General features: G+C 60.0%; 23 protein-coding genes. 16 read left to right on the top strand and 7 right to left on the bottom strand.

Features of this window, described 5'->3' with window-relative positions; genetic code table 11:
- The first annotated feature begins 34 nt into the window (after positions 1 to 34).
- Entirely contained in the window at positions 35 to 958 is a 924-nt protein-coding gene (locus tag ACOERD_RS16130) for a LysR substrate-binding domain-containing protein (RefSeq protein WP_419739709.1), read from the top strand.
- 47 nt (positions 959 to 1005) lie between these two features.
- Here ACOERD_RS16130 and ACOERD_RS16125 read toward each other — a convergent pair whose 3' ends face one another.
- Positions 1006 to 1554, bottom strand: coding sequence for a peroxiredoxin (locus ACOERD_RS16125; protein WP_170718092.1), 549 nt, complete (start codon positions 1552 to 1554; stop codon positions 1006 to 1008).
- A gap of 262 nt (positions 1555 to 1816) precedes the next feature.
- Here ACOERD_RS16125 and lipA point away from each other — a divergent pair, with 262 nt between their 5' ends.
- Together lipA and ACOERD_RS16115 are read left to right on the top strand one after the other, a co-directional pair.
- A complete protein-coding gene (gene lipA / locus ACOERD_RS16120; RefSeq protein ID WP_170551141.1) occupies positions 1817 to 2767 on the top strand; it encodes a lipoyl synthase in 951 nt (316 codons plus the stop codon).
- A complete protein-coding gene (locus tag ACOERD_RS16115) occupies positions 2764 to 3906 on the top strand; it encodes an amidohydrolase (RefSeq protein WP_419739708.1) in 1143 nt (380 codons plus the stop codon). The genes lipA and ACOERD_RS16115 overlap by 4 nt, the downstream gene beginning before the upstream one ends.
- An 8-nt stretch (positions 3907 to 3914) precedes the next feature.
- Here ACOERD_RS16115 and hpt read toward each other — a convergent pair whose 3' ends face one another.
- A complete protein-coding gene (gene hpt, locus ACOERD_RS16110) occupies positions 3915 to 4451 on the bottom strand; it encodes a hypoxanthine phosphoribosyltransferase (RefSeq protein WP_419739707.1) in 537 nt (178 codons plus the stop codon).
- 73 nt (positions 4452 to 4524) lie between these two features.
- On the opposite strand from hpt, the gene ACOERD_RS16105 reads away from it, so the two are divergent.
- Both ACOERD_RS16105 and ACOERD_RS16100 read left to right on the top strand, forming a co-directional pair.
- Entirely contained in the window at positions 4525 to 4971 is a 447-nt protein-coding gene (locus ACOERD_RS16105; RefSeq protein WP_170376815.1) for a type II toxin-antitoxin system RatA family toxin, read from the top strand.
- Between the two features lie 38 nt (positions 4972 to 5009).
- Complete coding sequence (locus ACOERD_RS16100; RefSeq protein ID WP_419739706.1) at positions 5010 to 6305, top strand: MmgE/PrpD family protein; 1296 nt, start codon at positions 5010 to 5012, stop codon at positions 6303 to 6305.
- On the opposite strand, the gene pyrC is transcribed toward ACOERD_RS16100, so the two are convergent.
- On the bottom strand, positions 6302 to 7339 hold the full coding sequence (gene pyrC, locus ACOERD_RS16095) for a dihydroorotase (protein ID WP_419739705.1): 1038 nt from the start codon (positions 7337 to 7339) through the stop codon (positions 6302 to 6304). The two genes, ACOERD_RS16100 and pyrC, sit on opposite strands and share 4 nt — an antisense overlap.
- Positions 7340 to 7474: 135 nt before the next feature.
- On the opposite strand from pyrC, the gene ACOERD_RS16090 reads away from it, so the two are divergent.
- Positions 7475 to 8383, top strand: coding sequence for an AAA family ATPase (locus tag ACOERD_RS16090; protein ID WP_419739704.1), 909 nt, complete (start codon positions 7475 to 7477; stop codon positions 8381 to 8383).
- Between the two features lie 58 nt (positions 8384 to 8441).
- The gene (locus tag ACOERD_RS16085) at positions 8442 to 9701 is read left to right on the top strand and encodes a vWA domain-containing protein (RefSeq protein WP_419739703.1); all 1260 of its coding nucleotides are present in this window, start codon (positions 8442 to 8444) and stop codon (positions 9699 to 9701) included.
- Between the two features lie 3 nt (positions 9702 to 9704).
- Here ACOERD_RS16085 and ACOERD_RS16080 read toward each other — a convergent pair whose 3' ends face one another.
- On the bottom strand, positions 9705 to 9833 hold the full coding sequence (locus tag ACOERD_RS16080; protein ID WP_419739702.1) for a hypothetical protein: 129 nt from the start codon (positions 9831 to 9833) through the stop codon (positions 9705 to 9707).
- Between the two features lie 97 nt (positions 9834 to 9930).
- Positions 9931 to 11673 (bottom strand): IS1634 family transposase, encoded by a 1743-nt coding sequence (locus ACOERD_RS16075; RefSeq protein WP_419737624.1) that lies wholly within the window; start codon positions 11671 to 11673, stop codon positions 9931 to 9933.
- Here ACOERD_RS16075 and ACOERD_RS16070 point away from each other — a divergent pair.
- Positions 11666 to 12022 (top strand): VWA domain-containing protein, encoded by a 357-nt coding sequence (locus ACOERD_RS16070; protein ID WP_419739701.1) that lies wholly within the window; start codon positions 11666 to 11668, stop codon positions 12020 to 12022. The genes ACOERD_RS16075 and ACOERD_RS16070 overlap by 8 nt on opposite strands.
- Before the next feature lie 3 nt (positions 12023 to 12025).
- On the opposite strand, the gene ACOERD_RS16065 is transcribed toward ACOERD_RS16070, so the two are convergent.
- A complete protein-coding gene (locus tag ACOERD_RS16065; protein ID WP_170376825.1) occupies positions 12026 to 12526 on the bottom strand; it encodes a hypothetical protein in 501 nt (166 codons plus the stop codon).
- Positions 12527 to 12751: 225 nt separating this feature from the next.
- Here ACOERD_RS16065 and ACOERD_RS16060 point away from each other — a divergent pair, with 225 nt between their 5' ends.
- The 5 genes from ACOERD_RS16060 to ACOERD_RS16040 all read left to right on the top strand — a co-directional run bounded on the left by ACOERD_RS16060 (position 12752) and on the right by ACOERD_RS16040 (position 18625).
- Entirely contained in the window at positions 12752 to 13720 is a 969-nt protein-coding gene (locus ACOERD_RS16060) for an XdhC family protein (RefSeq protein WP_419739700.1), read from the top strand.
- Entirely contained in the window at positions 13717 to 14718 is a 1002-nt protein-coding gene (locus ACOERD_RS16055; RefSeq protein ID WP_419739699.1) for a molybdopterin-binding protein, read from the top strand. Before ACOERD_RS16060 ends, ACOERD_RS16055 begins: the two co-directional genes overlap by 4 nt.
- 148 nt (positions 14719 to 14866) lie before the next feature.
- A complete protein-coding gene (locus ACOERD_RS16050; RefSeq protein WP_419739698.1) occupies positions 14867 to 15352 on the top strand; it encodes a (2Fe-2S)-binding protein in 486 nt (161 codons plus the stop codon).
- Between the two features lie 25 nt (positions 15353 to 15377).
- Positions 15378 to 17738, top strand: a complete 2361-nt coding sequence (locus ACOERD_RS16045) for a xanthine dehydrogenase family protein molybdopterin-binding subunit (protein ID WP_419738802.1) — start codon at positions 15378 to 15380, stop codon at positions 17736 to 17738.
- Positions 17739 to 17833: 95 nt separating this feature from the next.
- The gene (locus ACOERD_RS16040) at positions 17834 to 18625 is read left to right on the top strand and encodes an FAD binding domain-containing protein (protein WP_170668513.1); all 792 of its coding nucleotides are present in this window, start codon (positions 17834 to 17836) and stop codon (positions 18623 to 18625) included.
- 50 nt (positions 18626 to 18675) lie between these two features.
- Here the strand turns inward: ACOERD_RS16040 and ACOERD_RS16035 are convergent, their stop codons facing one another.
- A complete protein-coding gene (locus ACOERD_RS16035) occupies positions 18676 to 19689 on the bottom strand; it encodes a MurR/RpiR family transcriptional regulator (protein WP_419739697.1) in 1014 nt (337 codons plus the stop codon).
- Here ACOERD_RS16035 and ACOERD_RS16030 point away from each other — a divergent pair.
- The 3 genes from ACOERD_RS16030 to ACOERD_RS16020 all read left to right on the top strand — a co-directional run bounded on the left by ACOERD_RS16030 (position 19593) and on the right by ACOERD_RS16020 (position 22193).
- Positions 19593 to 20417, top strand: a complete 825-nt coding sequence (locus tag ACOERD_RS16030) for a 3-keto-5-aminohexanoate cleavage protein (RefSeq protein ID WP_419739696.1) — start codon at positions 19593 to 19595, stop codon at positions 20415 to 20417. The genes ACOERD_RS16035 and ACOERD_RS16030 overlap by 97 nt on opposite strands.
- Positions 20414 to 21730: an aspartate aminotransferase family protein gene (locus tag ACOERD_RS16025; RefSeq protein ID WP_419739695.1), complete on the top strand. Its 1317-nt coding sequence runs from the start codon at positions 20414 to 20416 to the stop codon at positions 21728 to 21730. Before ACOERD_RS16030 ends, ACOERD_RS16025 begins: the two co-directional genes overlap by 4 nt.
- 73 nt (positions 21731 to 21803) lie before the next feature.
- Complete coding sequence (locus ACOERD_RS16020; RefSeq protein ID WP_170549060.1) at positions 21804 to 22193, top strand: hypothetical protein; 390 nt, start codon at positions 21804 to 21806, stop codon at positions 22191 to 22193.
- Positions 22194 to 22215 lie beyond the last annotated feature (22 nt).

Genomic DNA, 22215 nt, shown 5'->3' with positions numbered 1-22215 from the left:
TTGTGGTTTCGGCCCTTGCTGATAATCAAGGGCTATGAATTTCACACTCAAACAGTTGCAATACTTTCAGGCCGTGGCCGAGCAGCGCAATTTCGGCCGCGCCGCGCAGGTCTGCAACGTGTCGCAACCCGCGCTGTCTGTTCAAATCAAATCGCTTGAAGAAACACTGGGCGGTGTACTGTTCGAGCGTCAGGCGCGTGATATCCTGCTGACGCCGCTGGGGCGAGACGTTCTGGAGCATGCGCGCCAGGTTCTGGGGGCAGCTGTGCGGCTGGACCAGTTCGCGCGGGATCACTCTGGCGGCCATCGGTCGCTGTCGATCGGGATCATCCCGACAATTGCACCGTACCTTCTGCCCGGCGTTCTGGGTGGTCTACGCGCCGAAGATGTCTCGCTGCGCGTGCAGATCCGCGAAGCGAGGACCGAACGGTTGCTGTCTTTGCTCCGCGAAGGTGAGATCGACGCTGCGGTTCTAGCCCTGCCGGCGGGCGGCTCGGAATTCCACGAAACGCCGTTATTCCAGGATCACTTCCTGCTGGCAGGCAGCGCCGCTCGGCTGCAACGTGTGAACACCAGCCCCGAGATGCTGCGCCCTCTGGATTTGCAATCAGCACAGTTGATGCTGTTGGAGGATGGCCATTGCCTGACGGATCAAGCGCTTGAGGTCTGCGGGCAGGATCGGGGCAGTGGGCAGATCAACATGGGGGCCTCCTCGCTTGCGACGCTTTCCCGGCTGGTTGCCGAGGGGTTCGGCCTGACCCTGATGCCCGAATTGGCCGCAAAATCGGAATCAGAGGCTGTTCCGGGCATGAAGCTTTTGCGTTTTGGTGCCCCGCAACCGGCGCGCACGGTGGGGTTAGTCCGGCGCGCGTCAACAACGGATGACGGCTGGGTGGATCGTTTGGCCCAGGTGATCCGGGACGTGGGGAAGCAGATCGTTTCGGCCACGCGGTCATGAAAAGGCCCGCCAGTGGCGGGCCGGTATTCAGCGCCTAAGCACCGGGTTTACGCCAAAGCAGGTTCGGCGGCAGCTTCCAGATGCTGGATCAGAGTCTCGGGCGAGGACACGCCATAGGGGTCCTCGGGGCAGTTATCCATCAGGCCGGGCTCTTCGAACCATGCTTCGACGACGCCGTCATTGATGATGGCCGCATAGCGCCATGAGCGCATGCCAAAGCCCAGGTTGTCCTTGTCGACCAGCATGCCCATCTTGCGGGTGAACTCACCCGAACCGTCAGGGATGACCTTGACGTTTTTCAGGCCTTGATCCTGTGCCCATTTGTTCATGACAAAGCTGTCATTAACGGACATGCAGTAGATCTCGTCGATACCCTTGGCGGTGAAATCGGCGTAGCCGTTTTCAAATCCGGGCAGCTGGTAGGTCGAACATGTGGGGGTGAAAGCGCCGGGCAGCGAGAACAGGATCACCCGTTTGCCAGCGAAATAGTCGGCGGTAGTCTTGTCTTCCCAGCGGAACGGGTTGGGGCCTTCGACGGCCTCGTCGCGGACGCGCGTGTGGAAGGTCACATCGGGCAGTTTTGCTCCGGTCTTCATGTTCAAGTTCCTGTGATTCAGTTGTGACTTTCTGGCGATTTAAATCAGTTCTAAATTGCCTGCAATCCATGAAATGCTGCATCTGCAAGATAGGTTTAATTGGCTTGTCTATTGATTTTTCGTGCGAAAAATATAGTTTAAGGTTAAACTAATTTGGCGCTCGCGAGATATGTGCATAGCGGCTATGCGTCGCTGGTGTAACAGGCGTGATTGTTTTATGTTATGGGTACACAAAGTTGACCCAAAGTTAGGAAAACTGCCCGTGCGCGATCTGAAAATCCCAGAACAACGTCACCCCGAAAAGGCGCATCGCCCGGACAACGCCCAGCCCAAGAAACCGAAATGGATCAGGGTCAAGGCGCCAGGCGGCAAGGGTTATGCCGAGACGCATAAGATCATGCGTGAAAACAATCTGGTGACGGTGTGCGAAGAGGCCGGATGCCCCAACGTGGGCGAGTGCTGGAGCCAGGGTCACGCCACCATGATGATCATGGGTGAGATTTGTACCCGCGGCTGCACCTTTTGCAATATTGCCACGGGACGTCCTGACTCGCTGGATGCATTCGAGCCAGGTCGTGTGGCGCATGCGGTGCAAAAATTGGGTCTGAACCACGTTGTGATCACCTCGGTTGACCGGGACGATTTGAAAGATGGCGGAGCAGATCATTTCGCTCAGACCATTCGCGCCGTCCGTCACCGTTCGCCGAAGACGACGATCGAGATTCTGACGCCCGACTTCCTGAAGTGTGAACCCGAAGTACTTGAGACCGTGGTCGAGGCCAAGCCGGATGTGTTCAACCATAACCTCGAAACCGTACCGGGCCTCTATCCCGAGGTGCGCCCCGGCGCGCGCTATTTCCACTCACTGCGCCTATTGCAGCGGGTGAAGGAACTGGACCCGTCGATCTTCACCAAGTCCGGCATCATGGTCGGTCTGGGTGAGGACAAGCAGCAAGTCGGTCAGGTCATGGATGACATGCGCGCCGCTGACATAGATTTCCTGACTATTGGTCAATATCTGCAACCGACGCCCAAGCACCACGCGGTGGACCGTTTCGTGACGCCGGAGGAGTTCGCCTCCTATGAAAAAGCGGCCTATGGCAAGGGCTTCCTGATGGTCTCGGCCACTCCGCTGACGCGTTCGTCCTACCACGCAGGGGATGATTTCGCGCGTTTGCGCGCGGCACGGCAGGCGAAGCTGGGTCAAGCGTGACGCCTGATAGATTGGCGCAGCTGACCGCGCTGCGCCATAGTTTCCATCAACATCCCGAACTCTCTGGGCAAGAACGTGAAACCGCCACGCGCATGGCTGATGAGCTGCGTCGCGCAGGGGCGGATACCGTGGTGACCGACCTCGGCGGGCACGGAGTTGCGGCGGTCTTCGACAGCGGCACAACCGGTCCCACCGTCGCCATTCGGTGCGAGCTGGATGGGTTGCCGATCAAGGAACTCTCGGAGCTGCCGTATGTCTCGACCGTGCCGGGTAAAGGGCATCTGTGCGGGCATGATGGCCATATGTCGATGGTTCTCGGCGTGGCGCTTGCGTTGCAGGAACAGCGCCCGACGCGCGGACGGGTGGTTCTGATTTTCCAACCTGCCGAAGAAACTGGGCAGGGGGCCAGGGCGTTCCGAGACGATCCTGAGTTCGCTAAGCTTGCGCCGGATTGCGTGTTTTCTCTCCATAACTTGCCGGGGCTGGAACTGGGCGAGGTTGAGCTGTGTCAGGGGCCAACCAACTGCGCCTCTCGCGGTATGCGGATTGCATTGACCGGAAAGACCTCTCATGCCGCCGCGCCGCAGGACGGGGTTTCTCCGGCGGGCGCTGTGTCCGTATTGATCCCGGAACTCACACGGCTTGGCACGGCAGGCGCCCTGAACGCGGACTACGCGTTGACCACGATCACCCATGCCAGCCTCGGAGAGCAGACCTTTGGCGTCGCCCCCGGTCAGGCTGAGCTGTGGGTGACATTGCGCACCGTTTCAGACGACCGGATGGCAAAGCTCGTTGCCGATGCTACGGCCTTGGTTCAGCAGGTCGCCAAGTCCGAGAACCTAAGTGCCGAGATCACCTATGAGGATGTCTTCGAGGCCTGCACCAATGACGCTGAAGCGGTGACTATTCTAACCGAGGCCTGCGCGGATCAAGCCGTTCCATGCAAGTTGACCGATGAGCCGCAAAGGTTTTCGGAAGATTTTGGCCAGTTCGGCAAAGGCGCAAAGTCGGCGATGTTCTGGTTAGGAGCGGGGCGAGACCACCCCCAGCTGCACAATCCCGACTATGATTTCCCCGACGCTCTGATCCCAATTGGTACGGGCATATTTTTGGCGGCGATCCGGCAGGTACTGGGCTGAGGCCGCGTTCAGGTAAACCGAACCTTCCCGATGAACGGCAGGTTGCGATTGCGCTGCGCGTAGTCGATTCCGTAGCCCACGACGAACTCGTCTGGGATCTCGAACCCGATCCAATCCGAACGAAAGTCGACCTCGCGCCGGCTGGGCTTGTCCAGCAGGGCAATGGACTTCAACCGTTTCGGCTTACGACTGCGCAGCAAGTTGGTGACGTGGTTCAGCGTGTGGCCCGTATCGACGATATCTTCGACCACCAGCACATCGCGACCTTCAATCGCGCCGCGCAAGTCCTTGAGAATGCGCACTTCCCGGCTGCTCTCCATCGCGTCGCCGTAGGAAGAAGCCTCTAGGAAATCCACCTCGATCGGCAGGTCCAACTCGCGCACAAGATCAGCGATGAACACGAAAGAGCCACGCAGCAGGCCGACGACCACCAGCTTGTCGGTATCGCCGAATTCTTCGGTAATTTCGCGGCAAAGCTCTTCGATTCTGGCTGCAATTGCCTTGGCCGAGATCATCTCATCTATCACATAAGCGCGGTCAGTCATCGCAGCCCCCTTGATCTTTGGCGCGCAACATACGACATGACGCGCCATTGTCACCTTCTAATGCCGGATTGCCATGCCTATCCACTCGGAAACTCGTCACCTGCCTTATACGGCTCAGCAGATGTATGATCTGGTTGCTGATGTGGCGAGCTATCCCAAGTTCCTGCCTTGGTGTGCCGCCGCGCGTATCCGCAAGACCTATGCGGCTGGCGAAGCCGAGGTGATGGAGGCGGACCTGGTGATCTCGTTCAAGGTGTTTCGCGAAAGATTCGGAAGCCGGGTGACATTGTTTGCCGGTCAAAAGAAGATCGACACTGAATATCTGGATGGCCCGTTCAAATACATGAAATCGGACTGGCAGTTTGAAGACGCCCCCGAAGGTGGGTGCAACGTCTCGTTCCATGTAGATTTCGAGTTCAAGAACGCCATTCTGCAAGGGATCATTGGTGTTGTCTTCAACGAGGCCATGCAGCGCATCGTGCGCGCATTCGAGGCCCGCGCCGCTGAACTCTACAGCTAAGGCTTTACCAACGACCGACGCGCGCTAGACTGCGCGCTATGTCTGGATTTACCTCAACGCTCGCGAGCTTTGCAGCTGGCAGCGTCAACACAACCGCGCAGGCGCGGGCCATTACGTCTCTGTCCGTTCTCGACTGGATCGCCGTGGGCCGTGCCGGTGTGTCGGAGCCCGTATCGGTCGCCGTCCGGGACATGGTGCAGGAGGAGGGCGGCGCAGCGCAGGCCCATCTGTTCGGTGGCGGGGCCGCACCTCTGCGGGCGGCGGCGCTGGTCAATGGAACGGTGTCTCACGCGCTGGACTATGACGACACCCATTTCGCCCATATTGGTCATCCGTCGGTTGCCATCCTACCCGCGGCCTTGGCGGTTTCGGAATGGGATGACCGTATCCTCGTTGATCTGTTGGAGGCGGCCCTAATCGGGATCGAGGTTTCGATCCGTATCGGCCTCTGGCTCGGTCGAGACCACTATCAGGCCGGGTTTCACCAAACGGCGACTGCGGGGGCCTTTGGCGCGGCGGTTGCAGCGGGTCGGGTGCTTGGGTTTGATGCGAACCAGATGCAACAAGTTCTGGGCCTGACATCCACGCGCGCGACCGGTCTGAAAACTCAGTTCGGCACCATGGGCAAACCCTACAATGCAGGATTGGCCGCATCAGCCGGGATCGAGGCCGCGTTGCTGATTAAACGGGGCTTTGAGCCCAATGCGAGTGCGCTAGAGGGCCAGTACGGCTTTGGCGCCACCCATCAGGGCGCGGCGGATGCGTCGGCGGCGCTGGACGGGTTGGGGGAGGAATGGCTGTTCGAATCGGTCAGCCACAAGTTCCACGCCTGCTGCCACGGTTTACACGCCGCGCTTGAGGCTGCTCTACGTCTTGATATTGCCGAACCCGAAGTGGCTGAAATCAAGGTCAAAACCCATCCGCGCTGGATGAGTGTCTGCAACCAGATGTCTCCGACCACGGGGCTGGGGGCGAAGTTTTCCTATCGCACGGTGATCGCCATGCAGGCGCTCGGCTACGACACCGCTTTGCCAAGTAGTTACACCGAAAAGGTCTGCGCTGATCCTCGAATTCGCTCTTTGCGAGACCGCATCACGGTCGAGGCGGATGAGACTCTGACCGAGACCCAGGCCCATCTGGAGCTGCTGCGGCGCGACGGCGTACGACGCGAGGTTACCCATGATCTGATGGCTCCAATGTCTCTGGCGGATCGGGAAGACCGTGTCCGCGCCAAAGCGTCGAAACTGATTGGAGGGGACGAGGCGGACGCGATCTGGTCGATGCTGCGCACCGGAGGTCGCGCCCGCGATCTGGCTGCAAAACTGGCGGGTTAAACCACGCGCCAGTGCAGTGGGAAGCCGGGATCGAATACGGTGACGGGTCCGTCGCCGCTTTCGATCTTCGACGGGTATTCTACCGGGTCACCCTTGGTCAGCGTGATTGAGCTTTCGTTCACCGGCAGGCCGTAGAAACCCGGACCATTCAACGACACAAACCCTTCCAGCTTGTCCAAGGCACCTTCGCGGTCGAACATCTCTGCCACTAAGGACATGGTGTTGGTCGCCGTGAAACAGCCCGCACAGCCACAGGCCATTTCCTTGTTGTCATCCGTATGAGGTGCGCTGTCCGTGCCCAGGAAATAGCGCGGGTCGCCCGAGGTCGCGGCCTTCAACAGTTCCAACCGATGCTCTTCACGCTTGGCGACTGGCAGGCAGTAGTAGTGAGGTTTGATCCCGCCCACCAGAATGTGGTTGCGGTTGATGATCAGGTGGTGCGCCGTGATCGTCGCTCCTAGATCGGCCTCGTTGGCGGCAACATACTGAACCCCGTGGCGGGTCGTAATATGCTCCATCACAACGCGCAGGCCCGGCGTGGCCTTGCGGATTGGATCCAGAACGCGGTCGATGAACACGGCCTCGCGGTCGAAAATGTCTATCTCGGCATCGGTGACCTCGCCATGAACACATAGAGGCAGGCCGATCTCGGCCATCTTCTCCAGCACCGGGCGCACATTGTCGAAATTCCGAACACCCGAATGCGAATTGGTCGTTGCACCTGCCGGGTAGAGCTTGACCGCCTTGACCAAACCACTTGCATGCGCAGCGGCGAGGTCTTCTGGATCAGTATCTTCGGTCAGATACAGGGTCATCAGCGGCTCGAACGTCATCCCTTCGGGCAGCGCAGCCATGATACGCTCGCGATAGGCGGCGGCGTGCGCGCCGGTCACCACCGGGGGCACTAGATTGGGCATGATGATCGCACGGCCAAAATGGCGGGCGGTTTCGGGCAGGACGGCCTGCAACATCGCGCCATCGCGCAGGTGCAGGTGCCAGTCGTCGGGGCGGCGGATCGTGATGCTATCGGTCATGCGCCCCGGCTAACACAGAGGCCGCCGCCGGAAAAGCCCTTGTCAACTCGTTCGAACGTCGTAGCTCAGAAACGGGTGATGGCCTTGACGCACAGGCGCGGCCATGACCTTTTGAGGCAAGGGAGAATTCAGCACATGACACAGCCAAATTCCATAGACGCGGTTCAAACAATGCTAAGCGCACAGGGCTATGTTTGCGGCCGTGCGCTGGCAACGGTCGTCTTCTTGTCGCTGAAACTCGGCCGGCCGCTGTTTCTGGAAGGTGAGGCCGGTGTAGGCAAGACCGAGATCGCCAAGGCACTGGCCGCAGGGCTTGGTCGCCGCCTGATCCGCTTGCAATGCTACGAAGGGCTTGATGCGTCCTCTGCCGTCTATGAATGGAACTTTCCCGCGCAGATGGTCGCCATCCGAACCGCCGAAGCCGCGGGCGGCGCCGATCGTTCTGCTCTGCAGACCGAGCTGTTCTCGGATGACTACCTCGTCGAACGCCCTTTGTTACAAGCCATGAGGCCCGATGAAAACGGCGCGCCAGTGCTGCTGATTGACGAGCTTGACCGCACGGATGAACCCTTCGAGGCCTTCCTGCTGGAAGCACTCAGCGATTTTCAGGTCACAATCCCGGAACTCGGCACCGTCAAAGCCCCCGAACCACCCGTCGTGATCGTCACCTCAAACCGCACGCGTGAGGTGCATGATGCCCTCAAACGCCGCTGCCTTTACCACTGGGTCGACTACCCGGATTTCGACCGAGAGATTGAAATCCTGAACGCCCGCGCGCCCGAAGCGGCCGAGTCCCTCAGCCGTGAGGTCGTGGCCTTCGTGCAGCGCCTGCGCACCGAAGACCTGTTCAAGAAACCCGGTGTGGCGGAAACCATCGACTGGGCCAAATGCCTGCTGGCGCTGGACGTCATTAACGTCAGCCCCGAAGTGATCGGAGATACCCTCGGCGCGATCCTGAAATACCAGGACGACATACAGAAACTGCAAGGGTCCGAGGCCAAACGCATTCTTGACGAAGCCAAGGCCGATTTAGAACCGGCCTGATGCTTCTTCTGTTTGAAAATACCTCGGGGGTATGGGGGCAGAGCCCCCATGAGCGCTGATGGCCGAACAGATCCCGCTCGACATTCCCGAAAACCCGAAGCTGGCGCAGAACATCACACATTTCGCCCGCGCCCTTCGAAAAGCCGGGCTGCCGATCGGCACCGGTCGTGTGGTGGATGCCATCCGCGCTGTTGAGGCCGCAGGCTTTACTGAGAAGCAGGATTTCTACTGGACCCTGCACGCCTGTTTCGTGAACCGCCCCGAACATAGCACCGTCTTCGCGCAGGTCTTTCGCCTTTATTGGCGCGACCCAAGGTATCTGGAACACATGATGTCCATGATGCTGCCCGCCATTCGTGGGGTGCAGGAAGAACGCAAAGCCGACGCCGGTGAAAAACGCGCGGCTGAGGCGTTGCTTGACGGGGTTGAACGCGATCAGCCTGAAACCTCCGAGGAGCAGGAGGGCGAGACCGAGCTTGAGATTGACGCTTCGCAAACCGCCTCGTCCGAGGAACGTCTGCGCAGTCTGGATTTCGAACAGATGAGTACCGATGAGATCGCTCAGGCCAAGCGCCTCCTGTCACGCCTCAGCCTGCCGGTGAAACCGATCGAAAGCCGCCGCAGCCAGGCCAGCTATATCGGCCACCGGATCGACCGGGCGAGAACCCTGCGCGCCGCCATGCGTCAGGGCGGAGAGCTGCACGATATCGCGAAACAAAAACCCCGGCCGCGCTGGCCCAATCTGGTCGTGCTTTGCGATATCTCCGGCTCGATGAGCCAATATAGCCGCCTGATCCTGCATTTTCTGCACACGGTCTCGAACGCCAAGGGGGCTGGCTGGGCCAAGGTCCATGCCTTCACCTTCGGCACGCAACTGACCAATATCACCCGTCACCTGCACCAGCGCGACGTGGACGCCGCCCTAGCTGCGGCCGGGGCCGAGGCGCAGGATTGGGAAGGCGGCACGCGGATCGGAGACTGCCTGCACGCATTCAACCGAGACTGGTCGCGGCGCGTCATGGGGCAGGGCGCAGTCGTTTTGCTGATATCGGACGGGCTGGATCGTGGCGCGCCCGAAGCCCTGGCGAAAGAGACCGAGCGTCTGCATCTTTCGGCCCGGCGTCTGATCTGGCTGAACCCTCTGCTGCGCTGGGATGGGTTCGCCCCCAAAGCACAAGGCGTGGCCGCCATGCTGCCCCATGTCGACAGCTTCCGTGCGGGTCATTCGATCGCATCGCTCGAAGACCTCGCCACGGTCATCTCAACCCAGGACGATGTCGGAGAGAAAGCGCGGCTCATGTCCGCGCTTCCCGGCTAAGACTTAACCTAGCTGTTTTTCGTTGCACTCACGCGCCATTTCCATGGCTTTGTAAGTGCCAGTCAGATCGACGGTGAACGCAAATTCCTTTTCGGGGAAGACGATCATGACCTGTTTCCTGACTTCCGACATTTTTTCGTATAAGTCATTGATATTATTATGCCTTGGTTGCCAAAAGGCACTACACGGACTTTTTTCGCCAGCGATTGTTTCGGAGTGTTGAGGGAGCTCAGGCTTTGGTCTGGCCAGTTTTTCGGGTGCGCCCGGGGGGTATCTTGAAAGGGGCTTCGTTCCAGGTCAGGCCGACGCAGGTGAGGATGCGTCTGGCATCGACCGTGGCATGGCTTGGCATGCCGTAGCGGTCAGGGGTGCCTTTGTGGCGCAGGATCGAGAGCTGCAATGCGTTCAACTCGTTGCGGATACGAGCCGGGCTCATCGGGTGTCCGAGCAGGTCCAGATGCTTGCGCAGGTGCTGCAGGCAGCAGAAGGCCATGTAGCAGATGGCGATATGGGCCCGGACCCGACGCGGCGACCAGTGATAGATGGGCCGGATTTTCAGATCGTGCTTGTTGGTGCGGAAGCAGGCTTCGATCTCCCACAACTGGTGATAGCGGGCAATGACGTCCTGTGCCTCCAGTTCGTCCGCACCATGAACAACAATGGCATGCAGCCCGTCCCATTGTGCCGCTGCCTTGATCTTTGCATCATCCAGCGTGACGTCCCCGCTGTCGGGGAAGGCCAGGAAGCGGCCATATCCCCGGCTGCTGAAGCTGCCGGGTTTGCGAGAGCGCTTGAGCTTCTTGTGCAGCTTTTCGATTGCCTTGTCGCGCTTGTGGGCATCATTGCGTGCCCGGGTGGGTGACCAGGTCACAATGACCCGCGCTCCCTCCTGGTCGATCACCTTGTACCAGCCCTTCTCGGTTGCCTCTTCAGAACCGTGTCCAGCCCAAGGCTGGCGTCCCTCCGGGCTCAAAATGTTCGCCTTCACGGCGGCCGGGGCGGACTTCATGCGATAGCCGAGGATGTAGGGCAGACCCTTGTTCTGCAACATCTGCTGGTTGTCCTTGCTGAGCATGGCGGCATCGGCCACGAACGTGACCCTGGCCACGTCGAAGCGTCCCTCCAACGCCTTCAGCGCAGCTTCCAGCGTATGACCTTCCCAGGTGTTTCCCGGGAAGAGTTCATAGCCCACAGGCAGCCCATCGGAGGTGACGATCAGCGCCAGCATGACCTGAGCGCGGTGATGCTTGCCATCCTTGCTGAAGCCCTTGGCCAGAAGATGATCCTGCTCGACCCCGTCCGCATCCTCGGCCGGGTCCTCGCGCTCGGTGTCAAAGGCCAGGGTCGTGCAATCGTAGAACAGCACGGTCACTGGCCCGCCCAGCAACTTCTCTGCCGCCGCGTGAGAGGTTTTGCAAATCCCGTCTATCACCGGCGTATTGATGTAATCCATGCTCCGATAGACCACGTCCAGATTGAGCGTGATGCCTGCCTGGTTCTCCAACGCCTCCACGGTCGCGCGCTTGCTCTCGGGCTGTGCGATCCGCGCCATAACCAGCTCTTTCACAATGCGATTGGCACTTTTACGCGCCGCCCCCAGAAGGGCCCCCCAACCCAGTTGGTCATACATCGTCCCCATGACATCCCGCAGACCCAGAGAGACCCGCGCCTCCTCACGGCACTCGGCAAGATCAACGCCAAGCTTGTCCGGCCGCGGAGCGCGGCGCACCAGCGCCTGCAGATCGGCATATTCCGTGGGCGTGAACAGTTCCATTTGCGGCGAGCGATCAATGCGTAATTGCTCCATCAAGCGGCCCGCCAGACGCTTGATATCCTCAATCTCGCTGTCGTTATGGGCCACACCCACATGGCGCAGGATCTTCTGGCGTACCTTGGAGCCGGTGCGGACGGATTCAACGATCTGGATCCGTGTGCGGTTGAGCTTTGCGTCATGTTTGGTGCGGATGAACATGGGCGAAGAGGTTAGCCATCTGAAGGCCCATGTCAATACTTTTTATAATAATGGGGCACTACAACGCGCCTCTGAGCAACCACACCTGAAAACAAACCAAAAACCCAGTCAGATCAACAAAAAGGTCGGAAGTCAGGATCTTTCGGCCCGGCGTCTGATCTGGCTGAACCCTCTGCTGCGCTGGGATGGGTTCGCCCCCAAAGCACAAGGCGTGGCCGCCATGCTGCCCCATGTCGACAGCTTCCGTGCGGGTCATTCGATCGCATCGCTCGAAGACCTCGCCACGGTCATCTCAACCCAGGACGATGTCGGAGAGAAAGCGCGGCTCATGTCCGCGCTTCCCGGCTAAGACTTAACCTAGCTGTTTTTCGTTGCACTCACGCGCCATTTCCATGGCTTTGTAAGTGCCAGTCAGATCGACGGTGAACGCAAATTCCTTTTCGGGGAAGACGATCATGACCTGTTTCTTGGCCAGATCATCCGCAAATTGTGGGTCGTCGGAAAGGACATAACCGCCGGAATAACCCTTGGTGATATTGCCCTTCATGCCAGTGGCCTCACCCACATAAAGGTTATCACCCAGCAGGATTGCCACGGCTTCTTTCTCGCCGCGTTTGATATTGGTTTCCGCCTTGGTGAAAACGCCAACGTAACCCACACCGCGATCCTCGGTCAGGCCCATCTGAACAACGTTTTCCGCGTCATCCACGGCCTCAATCAGGCAAGATTTCTTTTCATTGTCTATGAAGACTTTCCAGCCTTCGACCTCACCATAGCGTTCGAATGTATCAGCCCATGCAGCGGTCGAGGCCAACAGGCCGAGCGCCGTTCCCAGTGTAAGAATGCGTTTCAACTCTTCGTCTCCGTTGAGAAATTTATTGAGAGCGCCCAATCCAAATTTAGGCACAGCTTCAACTTAAGACGTGGGCTATTCGCAATCAATCCTTTGAGAATGTGAATATCAAATCGGCCTTTTACTGCCCACATAAACGCGAATTGACTGCCGTCTCCGACTAACGTTCGCTTTTCATTGGTCCAAGGCTGCCTATGTTGGTTTGCAACAAGCTAGGAGGATTCGATGGATCGATTCGACAGCAGCCCGGAACGCGCTTTGGAATGGCACCGCAGCGGTCGCGGTGCCGCGCTGGCCACTGTTGTCGAAACCTGGGGCAGCGCTCCTCGGCGTGTGGGGTCGCAGCTGGTGATCGGCGGGGACGGGCGGATCGAAGGGTCGGTCTCGGGCGGTTGCGTCGAAGGCGCGGTGATCGTCGAAGCCATTGAAGCGATTGATGAGGGTGAGGCGCGCCTGCTTGAATTCGGTGTCAGCGACGAAGACGCTTTTGCCGTCGGTCTGGCCTGCGGCGGCACCATCCGGGTCTTGGTCGAGCCGGTCGGTTCTGTCCTGCCTGAGCCGATGCTGGCCGAGTTGGTCGCCGCCCGTGCGCGCCGAGAACCGCTGGCTTATGAAGTGAATACAGACAGTGGTCACAGGGCTTTGCGCCGCAATGCTTATGCGGATCGGTTGCGTATGGATCGGTCTGGGTTCGAGGAAGACGGCAAGACCTTCGTCGCCGTTCACAACCCGCCTTTGCGGTTGATCATCGTCGGCGCGGTTCACATCGCGCAGGCCTTGGTGCCGATGGCGCGGATTGCGGGCTACGACCCGGCCATCATCGACCCGCGTGAGGCATTTGCCTCAGACAGCCGCTTTCCCGGAGAGACCCTGTTGACCGATTGGCCGGATGAGGCAGTTGCTAAGCTGGGTCTGGATCAGCGCACGGCCATTGTCCTGTTGACCCACGATCCAAAGCTGGATGATCCGGCCTTGCAGGCCGCGTTGGATGCGGATGTGTTCTACATTGGCGCCCTTGGGTCGACCCGCACCCATGCCAAAAGGGTTGAGCGGATGACCGAGGCGGGGTTCACCCAAGCTCAGATCGCGCGCATTCATGGGCCGATTGGCCTTGATATCGGTGCCGCAGGTCCATCAGAGATTGCCGTGGCCATCCTTGCCCAGATGACGGCGGTTCTGCGAGGTAAGGCATGAAATTCGGCCCTGTGCCCGTGACCGAAGCTGCCGGAGCCATTCTTGCGCATTCCGTCAAAGTCTCGGACCAAAAGCTGCGCAAGGGGCTTATGCTGACCGCCGAGCATGTCTCGCAATTGTCCAGCGCTGGGTTTGATGAGGTTATCGTCGCCCGTCTGGAACCCGGCGACTGTCATGAGGACGAGGCCGCCGAGATGCTCGCCCGCGCTCTGGTCCCTGACCCCTCCGACGCCAACTTGCGCCTGACCGAGGCGTTTACCGGCCGTGTGAACCTTCTGGCTGAGGGGCCGGGCGTGGTGGTGCTGGATGTGGCCGCGCTCGAGCAGTTCAACCGCGTCAATCCGATGATCACCGTCGCAACTGTACCGCAGCATCAGCAGATGACCGCGGGCGGCATGGTCGCGACAATCAAGGTGATCTCCTACGCCGTTCCCAAAGCCGATGTTGAACGCGCGGCCGCCTTGGCGCAGGCCTCGGTCCGCCTTGTCGCGCCGGTCTATCGCAGCGCGGGTTTGATTGTGACGGACATCGCCGGAGGGCCGCCCAATGAGAAGGGCATCGCTGCCATGCGCGGGCGTGTCGAAGCTCTGGGAATGGATTTATGCGACGTGCAGATTGTGCCGCACAAAATTGATCAACTTGCCTCGGCTATTGATCGTGCCGAAGGCGATGTGCTGATGATCCTGACGGCCTCGGCGACGTCGGATGTGGACGACGTGGCCCCGTCTGCTGTGCGCGCCGCCGGCGGAAACGTAGACCGGTTCGGCATGCCGGTAGACCCCGGCAATTTGCTGTTTCTCGGGGCGTTGAACACACGCCCTGTGATCGGCCTGCCGGGATGTGCGCGCTCTCCGGCTTTGAACGGGGCCGATTGGGTTTTGTCCCGGGTCGCCTGTGGGGTCGAGACCACGGGTGCCGATATAGCGGCGATGGGCGTGGGCGGTCTGCTCAAGGAAATCCCGACCCGGCCGCAACCCCGCGCGCAACGGAAGAAGTAGGTCGGACGCCCACTGGCGGCGCCTGTGAATTTATGGCATAGGCCTTTTGCGCCCCTCTGGTGTCAAAAAGCGACGAATTCCTGTTCTCAAGCCAGACCTCCCGTGTTTAACTCGCCCCAAGCGAATGAGCTAAAGAAGGGGAGGTCTTATGCCAAATATATCGCTGACTGTGAATGGTCTGTCTGTGAGCGGTGATGTTGAGGGTCGGACGTTATTGTCTGGTTTTTTGCGGGATCATTTGTCTTTGACGGGGACGCATGTTGGCTGTGATACGGCGCAATGCGGGGCCTGTGTGGTGCATGTGAACGGCGAGGCCGTGAAGTCGTGCAACATGCTGGCGGTTGAGGCCGACGGGGCCGAGGTCGGCACGATCGAGGGTCAGGCCTCCGAGGATGGGACGCTCAATACGATCCAGCAGGCGTTTCAGGATCACCACGGGCTGCAATGCGGCTTCTGCACGCCAGGCATGGTGATGAGCGCGGCGGCGCTTCTGAAGGACAATCCGCGCCCGTCCGAGGCCGAGATCCGCAAGTATCTGGAAGGCAACCTGTGCCGCTGCACGGGCTATCACAACATCGTCAAGGCGATCATGGCCGCTTCGGGCCAGGACGTCAGCAGCATCGCCGCCGAATAAGCGGCCCGAGGGAGGAGAACAAGCAATGCCCAAAGACAGTGGCATCGGAGCCAGTTCCAAGCGGCGCGAGGACGTGCGCTTTCTGACCGGAGCAGGCAATTACACCGACGACATCAACGTGGCCGGACAGGCCTATGTTCATTTCCTGCGCTCGGATATCGCGCATGGCCGGATCACCAGCCTTGATACCTCGGCGGCCGAGGCCATGCCGGGCGTGGTCAAGGTGTTCACCGGCAAGGATTTCGAAGGCGTGGGCGGCATGCCCTGCGGCTGGGAGGTGACGGACAAGCACGGCGCGCCCATGCAGGAGCCTGCGCATCCCATTCTGGCCCAGGGCAAGGTGCGCCATGTGGGCGATCCCATCGCCGCCGTTGTGGCCGACAGCCTGGAGCAGGCGCGTGACGCGGCCGAGGCGATTGACCTCGAGATCGAGGAACTGCCCGCCGTGATCGACATGAAGGCCGCAGCGCAAGAGGGCGCGACGCTGGTCCATGACGATCTGAAGAACAACATCTGCTATGACTGGCAACTGGGCGAGACTGACGATGCAAAGGTCAATGAGGTCTTCGCCAATGCGGCCCATGTGACCACGCTGGATCTGGTCAACAACCGCCTGGTCGCCAACCCGATGGAACCACGCGTGGCGGTGGGTGAGTATAAGCGGGGCACGGATGAGTACACGCTCTATACCACCTCGCAGAACCCGCATGTGATCCGCCTGCTGATGTGCGCCTTTGTGCTGGGCCTGCCCGAGCATAAGGTCCGCGTGGTGGCCCCGGATGTGGGCGGTGGCTTTGGCACCAAGATCTTCCACTATGCGGAAGAGGCGTTCTGTACCTTCGCCGCCAAGGCCTGCAACCGCCCGGTGAAGTGGACTTCCAGCCGGTCCGAGGCGTTCATGTCGGACGCCCATGGCCGGGATCATGTCAGCAAAATCGAACTGGCGCTGGATGCAGACAATAACTTCATCGGGTTGCGGACCAACACCTACGCGAACCTTGGGGCGTATCTGTCGACCTTCTCCAGTTCCGTGCCCACATGGCTACACGGCACGCTGATGGCAGGCAATTACAAGACGCCGGTCATTCAGGTGAATGTGAAGGCGATGTTCACCAACACAGTGCCGGTGGATGCCTATCGCGGCGCGGGCCGGCCCGAGGCGACGTTCCAGTTGGAACGCGTGGTGGACAAGGCCGCGCGCGAGCTGGGGGTCGATCCGATTGCCCTGCGCCGTCAGAACTTCATCACCCAGTTCCCCTATGACACGCCGGTCGCGCTGACCTATGACACCGGGGATTACAACGGGACCATGGACAAGCTTGAGGCTGCGGCTGATCTGGCAGGCTTTGCGGCCCGCCGTGCGGCCAGCGAGGCCAAGGGCAAACTGCGCGGTCTGGGCATCAACTGCTATATCGAGGCGTGCGGCATTGCGCCCTCGAACATCGTTGGCATGCTGGGGGCCCGGGCGGGTCTTTATGACGCGGCGACCGTGCGGGTGAATGCCACCGGTTCGATCAGCGTCATGGTGGGTGCGCATAGCCACGGGCAGGGGCATGAGACCGCCTTCCCGCAGGTTGTGGCCGACATGATCGGCATCGACGAGTCGATGGTCGAGATTGTGCATGGCGACACCTCGAAGATTCCGTTCGGCATGGGCACCTATGGCTCGCGCTCGCTGGCGGTCTGTGGCTCAGCCATGGTGAAGGCCACCGAGAAGGTGATCGACAAGGCCAAGAAGATCGCAGCCCACCTGCTGGAGGCCTCCGAGACCGATATCGAGCTGAAGGACGGTCAGTTCAGCGTGGCAGGCACCGACAAGTCGGTGGCCTGGGGCGATGTGACCCTGACGGCCTATGTGCCGCATAACTTCCCGCTGGAGGTTGAGCCGGGGCTGGAGGAGACCGCGTTCTACGACCCGGCCAACTTCACCTTCCCCTCGGGCGCTTATGCCTGCGAGGTCGAGCTGGACCCCGAGACCGGTCAAGTCAGCATCGAGGCCTTCACCGCGGCGGATGACTTTGGCAACATCGTCAACCCGATGATCGTGGATGGTCAGGTGCATGGCGGCATTGGTCAGGGCATCGGCCAGGCTCTGCTGGAGAACTGCGCCTATGATGAGAATGGCCAGTTGTTGAGCGCGTCCTTCATGGATTACGCCATGCCGCGCGCCGATGATGTGCCCTTCTACGGCGTGGATCATTCCAGCCAGACGCCCTGTACGCATAACCCGCTGGGTGTGAAGGGCTGTGGTGAGGCCGGGGCGATCGGCTCTCCGCCGGCTGTGGTCAATGCGGTTCTGGATGCGATGAACTCGGGCGGCAAGGCGGTGGATCACATCGACATGCCAGTAAGCCCGTCGCGCGTTTGGGCGGCGATGAACAGCTGAGTTGAGAGGGCGGACCGGGGGCCAGCCCCCGGACCCCCGAGGTATTTTTAGCCAGATGAAGAGCGGATTTGCGCTCTTCGGAAAGGAAAAGCGGAATGTACAGTTTCGAGTTTGAGAAGCCCTCGAGCATTGCCGACGCGGTTGCTGCGTTGGGGGCCGAGGATGCGCAGCCATTGGGCGGGGGTCAGACGCTGATCCCGACGCTGAAGCAGCGTTTGGCGGCCCCTTCGGTGCTGGTCAGCATGGGTGGGATTGCCGAGATGCAGGGTGTCTGCGTCGAGGATGACGGCTCGGTCGTCATTGGCGGGGCGACGCCCCATGCCACGGTGGCGCGTGAGGCGGCGGGGTCGTATCCGGCGCTGGCGGCCTTGGCGGGTCAGATCGGTGATCCGGCGGTGCGCAACCGCGGCACCATCGGCGGGTCGGTGGCCAACAATGATCCGGCGGCCTGTTATCCGGCGGGTGTGCTGGGCTCGGGCGCAACCATCGTGACCAACGCGCGGCAGATCGCGGCGGATGACTTCTTTCAGGGCATGTTTGCCACCGCGCTGGATGAGGGTGAGATCATCACCTCGGTCCGCTTCCCGGTGCCGCAGGCGGCGAGCTATCAGAAGTTCCTACAGCCCGCGTCCCGGTTTGCCCTGGTCGGTGTCTACGTGGCGCGCTTTGCAGATGGTGTCCGTGTCGCCGTGACCGGCGCCAGCGAAGACGGTGTGTTCCGGTGGGCAGAGGCCGAAGAGGCCTTAAACAAATCTTTCAACGCCGAGGCGTTGATGGGGCTGAGTGTCAACCCGATGAACATGATCGCCGACCTGCATGGCAGCAAAACCTACCGCGCGCATCTCGTCAGCGTCATGACAAAACGCGCCGTCCAAGACTGCGCGTAAACACAGAAACAACAAACCCAAAAGCCCCGGGCAAAACCCCGGGGCTTTTGCTATGGTTTTCTAACCTTCGGTAGCTTTGCAGGTTGCCAATAGGCGCCGGTGTCTTCGCGCGTTTTCTCATAGGCTTCCACGCGGCGCAGGGCGTTTTCTCCGCCGGCTGCGAATAGGTGGCTGAGCAGGCATTCCAGAACGGCCATCGCTCCGGAGAAGCTAGAGAAGTGGTGCATCGACCGCGTGCTGATCTGCAAGCTCAGGTCTGGGCGTATACCGGGTGCGATCATGTCGCTGTCCGAGATCAGGATGATCTTCAAACCTCGGTCCGCCGCGAAGCGCATGGTTCGGATCGTCTCGGACGAATAGGGTCGAACGGTTATGGCCAGCAGACAATCATTCGGCCCCGCATCCAGCAGATCGTCGGTTGCGGACCCCATGTGACGCGGGATCAGTTGCAAACCCGGATGGGCCATGCGGCCTGCATAGTGGAAGTAGTGAGCGAGCGCATAACTTGCACGCGTTGCTGTTATGAAGCAGCGGTTAGCGTTTAAGATAAACTGGATCACGGCGCTTGTTTTCTCCGGAGCCATCAAACTTAGGGATCTTGCCACGACGTTCATTTCATTGCGCGCAAACTCAGCCTGAGCGGGGTCGAACGAAGGGTCTGTTCGCTCCTCGCTCAACCAATCCCGATCCAAGCGGGTCTCGCCATCTGTAACCAGGGCATGTCGAAAGGGTTTGCGAAAGCCGTTGTAGCTATCAAAGCCCATCCGTTGGGCGAGGCGGACAAGAACGTTTGAGCTGACACCGATCTTTGTCGCGGTCGTGCGGATCGGGTCGAGGCCAAAGTCGCCCGGATGGTCTATCACATATTTGGCTGCCGCCTGTAGTTGCGGCGGCATTTGGTCGATTGTTTGCCGGAGGGCAGAGATCAGAGGTCTGAGCGCATCGGTCATGGGATAAAAGAAAACATATGTTTTTAGAAAAGCCAATTGAAAACGATCTAGATGAGCGTAGATCGAACCCACACAGAACGGAGAGTTTAATGACGTCCACCGCCCCAAAACCATATGTCCTTGTTGCTCCCAATGGGGCGCGGCGCGGGCATGCGGATCATCCTCTGCTACCGGTGAGCTTGCGGGAAACCCTTCAAACCGCGCATGACTGCCACGCAGCCGGAGCGGACGGGCTGCATCTGCATGTTCGGAACGCCGAGGGGCGACACTCTTTGGATGCGGGTTTGTATCGCGAAGCCCTGGGCGAGTTGCGCCAGCAGTTGCCGGGTCTGGAGGTGCAGATCACGACTGAAGCGGCAGGGGTCTATGACGTAGAGGCTCAATTCGAGTGCTTGCGGCAAGTGCGCCCCACTTGGGCCTCGATCTCTGTGCGCGAAGTCGCGGAGATGGCGGATCGGGTCTACGGCCTGTGCCATGAACAGGGGACGCGCGTTCAACATATCCTCTATGATGCTGAGGACGCGGCTTTGTTGGCGCGACTACAGGTTGAAGGCGTTGTGAGGGCCGGGCAGGTGGATCGCCTGTTTGTTTTGGGCCGGTATGCAACGGGGCAGGAATCTGCGCCTGACGATCTGGATCAGTTTCCGCAGGAGGGTGGTCCGTGGATGCTCTGCGCGTTTGGAGCAAAGGAACACGCGTGTCTGCTAAAGGCCGCGCGGCAGGGCGGGGATGTGCGTGTCGGGTTTGAGAACAGCCTGACGGATTCCTCGGGTCAAACCTGGCCGAACAATGCAGCGTCGGTTGCAGCACTCGTGTCGTTGATCAAAGGAGAACAAGAATGAGCCATGTGTTTCCGCGCCATACCAAAGCCGAGTTGCCTATCGCCGCAGGCGGCGACGGGTGTTACTTGATTGATGCCGATGGCAAACGCTATCTGGATTGTGGCGATGCGGCCGTGTCTTGTCTGGGACATTCCAACCGCGCGGTGATCGAGGCTGTTCAGCAGCAGGTTGAACAGATCGCCTTTGCCCATAGCGGTTTCATGACCTCGGAACCGGCGGAAGAGCTGGCCGATCTGTTGATCCAGCATGCTCCGGGCGATCTGGAGCGGGTGTATTTCGTATCAGGCGGCTCGGAAGCGACTGAGGCGGCAATCAAGCTGGCGCGCCAGTATTACCTTGAGGTCGGTCAGCCTGAACGTCGCCATGTGATCGCGCGTCGCCAAAGCTATCACGGCAATACACTGGGTGCGTTGTCTGCTGGCGGCAATGCATGGCGACGGGCGCAATTCGCGCCTATGCTGATCGAGATGACCCATATCTCTGCGTGTTATGAATACGCGGAAAAGCCCGAGGGTGAGAGCAGCTTTGACTACGGTCAGCGCGTCGCGAATGAGTTGGAGCAGGAGATCCTGCGCCTCGGTCCGGAATCCGTCATGGCGTTCATGGCGGAACCAGTAGTCGGGGCGACACTCGGTGCTGTTCCGGCGGTCGAGGGGTATTTCAAGCGTACTCGCGAGATTTGTGACCAATACGGGGTTCTGCTGATCCTCGATGAAGTGATGTGCGGGATGGGCCGAACCGGGCATCTGTTTGCTTGCGATCACGATGGCGTCGCACCGGATATTCTGTGCATCGCCAAAGGGTTGGGGGCCGGGTATCAACCTATTGGAGCAATGCTCTGCACGGACAAAATCTATGATGCGATCCAGCAGGGCACGGGCTTTTTCCAGCATGGTCATACCTATATTGGCCATCCGGTGGCAACGGCAGCGGCCTTGGCGGTGGTTCGTGAGTTGACCAACCGAGACCTGCCCGCCCGGGCCGGTGCAATGGGGGACAAACTTCAATCCGCGCTGGAAGCGGCTTTTGGTCAGCACGCCAATGTGGGAGATATCCGGGGCCGAGGCCTGTTTCGTGGGATTGAGCTGGTCGCGGATCGCGAAAGCAAAACTCCGTTCGATCCAGCGCTGGGTGTGGCTGCAAAGATCAAAAAGGCTGCAATGGCTGAGGGGTTGATCTGCTATCCGATGTCGGGAACGCGCGACGGCAAGGCCGGGGATCATATCCTTCTGGCTCCGCCCTTCATCATCGAAGAGGAGCAGATAGACGAGCTTGTCGCCAAGCTTGGACAGGCGATGGCCGCCGTGATCTGACAATCCCGTGACAGCTCTTTTCGCCCCAAGCAATTTCGCTAATTTTGGCGCGAACTGAAAAAAGGTCGCGACCATGGTGCAGGATATTTGGCTGAGTTTCCGAAGGTTACCCCTTTGGGTGCAAATCTGGGTGGCCGTGATTTTGGTTCCGGTCAACCTGATGCCGCTGTTCTTTCTGGACCAGCCGCAGGGGGTTTTGATTGCCGCTCTTGCGATCACGGGAATGGCGTTGAACCTGCCGATCATGATTGCCGCGCGTGGGATGAGCGAGGCGATGGCGCTGCCGCATATCTTGTGCTGGGTTCCGCTGGTGATTGTGGTGGTGGGGCTTCTGAGCGCAGCAGAAACGCTCAACCCGACCTACATTCGATTCCTGTGGCTGCTGCTGATTGTCGATGTCATCTCGTTGGTATTCGACGTGCGGGATGCGGCCCATTGGATGCGCAGCCGGAAGCCAGGATGAAAAAAGCCCCTTCGGAGATCGA

The sequence above is a fragment of the Ruegeria sp. genome (genome assembly GCF_965199275.1).
GTDB lineage: Bacteria > Pseudomonadota > Alphaproteobacteria > Rhodobacterales > Rhodobacteraceae > Ruegeria.
The sequence above is the reverse complement of the archived record's forward strand: the minus strand, read 5'-3'. Positions and strand labels throughout refer to the sequence as shown.

Excerpts from the sequence above, each read along its gene's own strand:
- ACOERD_RS16130 (WP_419739709.1), top strand. The coding sequence starts at position 35 with ATGAATTTCACACTCAAACAGTTGCAATACTTTCAGGCCGTGGCCGAG.
- ACOERD_RS16125 (WP_170718092.1), bottom strand. The coding sequence starts at position 1,554 with ATGAAGACCGGAGCAAAACTGCCCGATGTGACCTTCCACACGCGCGTC.
- hpt (WP_419739707.1), bottom strand. The coding sequence starts at position 4,451 with ATGACTGACCGCGCTTATGTGATAGATGAGATGATCTCGGCCAAGGCA.
- ACOERD_RS16105 (WP_170376815.1), top strand. The coding sequence starts at position 4,525 with ATGCCTATCCACTCGGAAACTCGTCACCTGCCTTATACGGCTCAGCAG.
- ACOERD_RS16100 (WP_419739706.1), top strand. The coding sequence starts at position 5,010 with ATGTCTGGATTTACCTCAACGCTCGCGAGCTTTGCAGCTGGCAGCGTC.
- pyrC (WP_419739705.1), bottom strand. The coding sequence starts at position 7,339 with ATGACCGATAGCATCACGATCCGCCGCCCCGACGACTGGCACCTGCAC.
- ACOERD_RS16090 (WP_419739704.1), top strand. The coding sequence starts at position 7,475 with ATGACACAGCCAAATTCCATAGACGCGGTTCAAACAATGCTAAGCGCA.
- ACOERD_RS16085 (WP_419739703.1), top strand. The coding sequence starts at position 8,442 with ATGGCCGAACAGATCCCGCTCGACATTCCCGAAAACCCGAAGCTGGCG.
- ACOERD_RS16080 (WP_419739702.1), bottom strand. The coding sequence starts at position 9,833 with ATGTCGGAAGTCAGGAAACAGGTCATGATCGTCTTCCCCGAAAAGGAA.
- ACOERD_RS16070 (WP_419739701.1), top strand. The coding sequence starts at position 11,666 with ATGAACATGGGCGAAGAGGTTAGCCATCTGAAGGCCCATGTCAATACT.
- ACOERD_RS16075 (WP_419737624.1), bottom strand. The coding sequence starts at position 11,673 with ATGTTCATCCGCACCAAACATGACGCAAAGCTCAACCGCACACGGATC.
- ACOERD_RS16060 (WP_419739700.1), top strand. The coding sequence starts at position 12,752 with ATGGATCGATTCGACAGCAGCCCGGAACGCGCTTTGGAATGGCACCGC.
- ACOERD_RS16055 (WP_419739699.1), top strand. The coding sequence starts at position 13,717 with ATGAAATTCGGCCCTGTGCCCGTGACCGAAGCTGCCGGAGCCATTCTT.
- ACOERD_RS16050 (WP_419739698.1), top strand. The coding sequence starts at position 14,867 with ATGCCAAATATATCGCTGACTGTGAATGGTCTGTCTGTGAGCGGTGAT.
- ACOERD_RS16045 (WP_419738802.1), top strand. The coding sequence starts at position 15,378 with ATGCCCAAAGACAGTGGCATCGGAGCCAGTTCCAAGCGGCGCGAGGAC.
- ACOERD_RS16040 (WP_170668513.1), top strand. The coding sequence starts at position 17,834 with ATGTACAGTTTCGAGTTTGAGAAGCCCTCGAGCATTGCCGACGCGGTT.
- ACOERD_RS16030 (WP_419739696.1), top strand. The coding sequence starts at position 19,593 with ATGTTTTTAGAAAAGCCAATTGAAAACGATCTAGATGAGCGTAGATCG.
- ACOERD_RS16035 (WP_419739697.1), bottom strand. The coding sequence starts at position 19,689 with ATGGTTTTGGGGCGGTGGACGTCATTAAACTCTCCGTTCTGTGTGGGT.
- ACOERD_RS16025 (WP_419739695.1), top strand. The coding sequence starts at position 20,414 with ATGAGCCATGTGTTTCCGCGCCATACCAAAGCCGAGTTGCCTATCGCC.
- ACOERD_RS16020 (WP_170549060.1), top strand. The coding sequence starts at position 21,804 with ATGGTGCAGGATATTTGGCTGAGTTTCCGAAGGTTACCCCTTTGGGTG.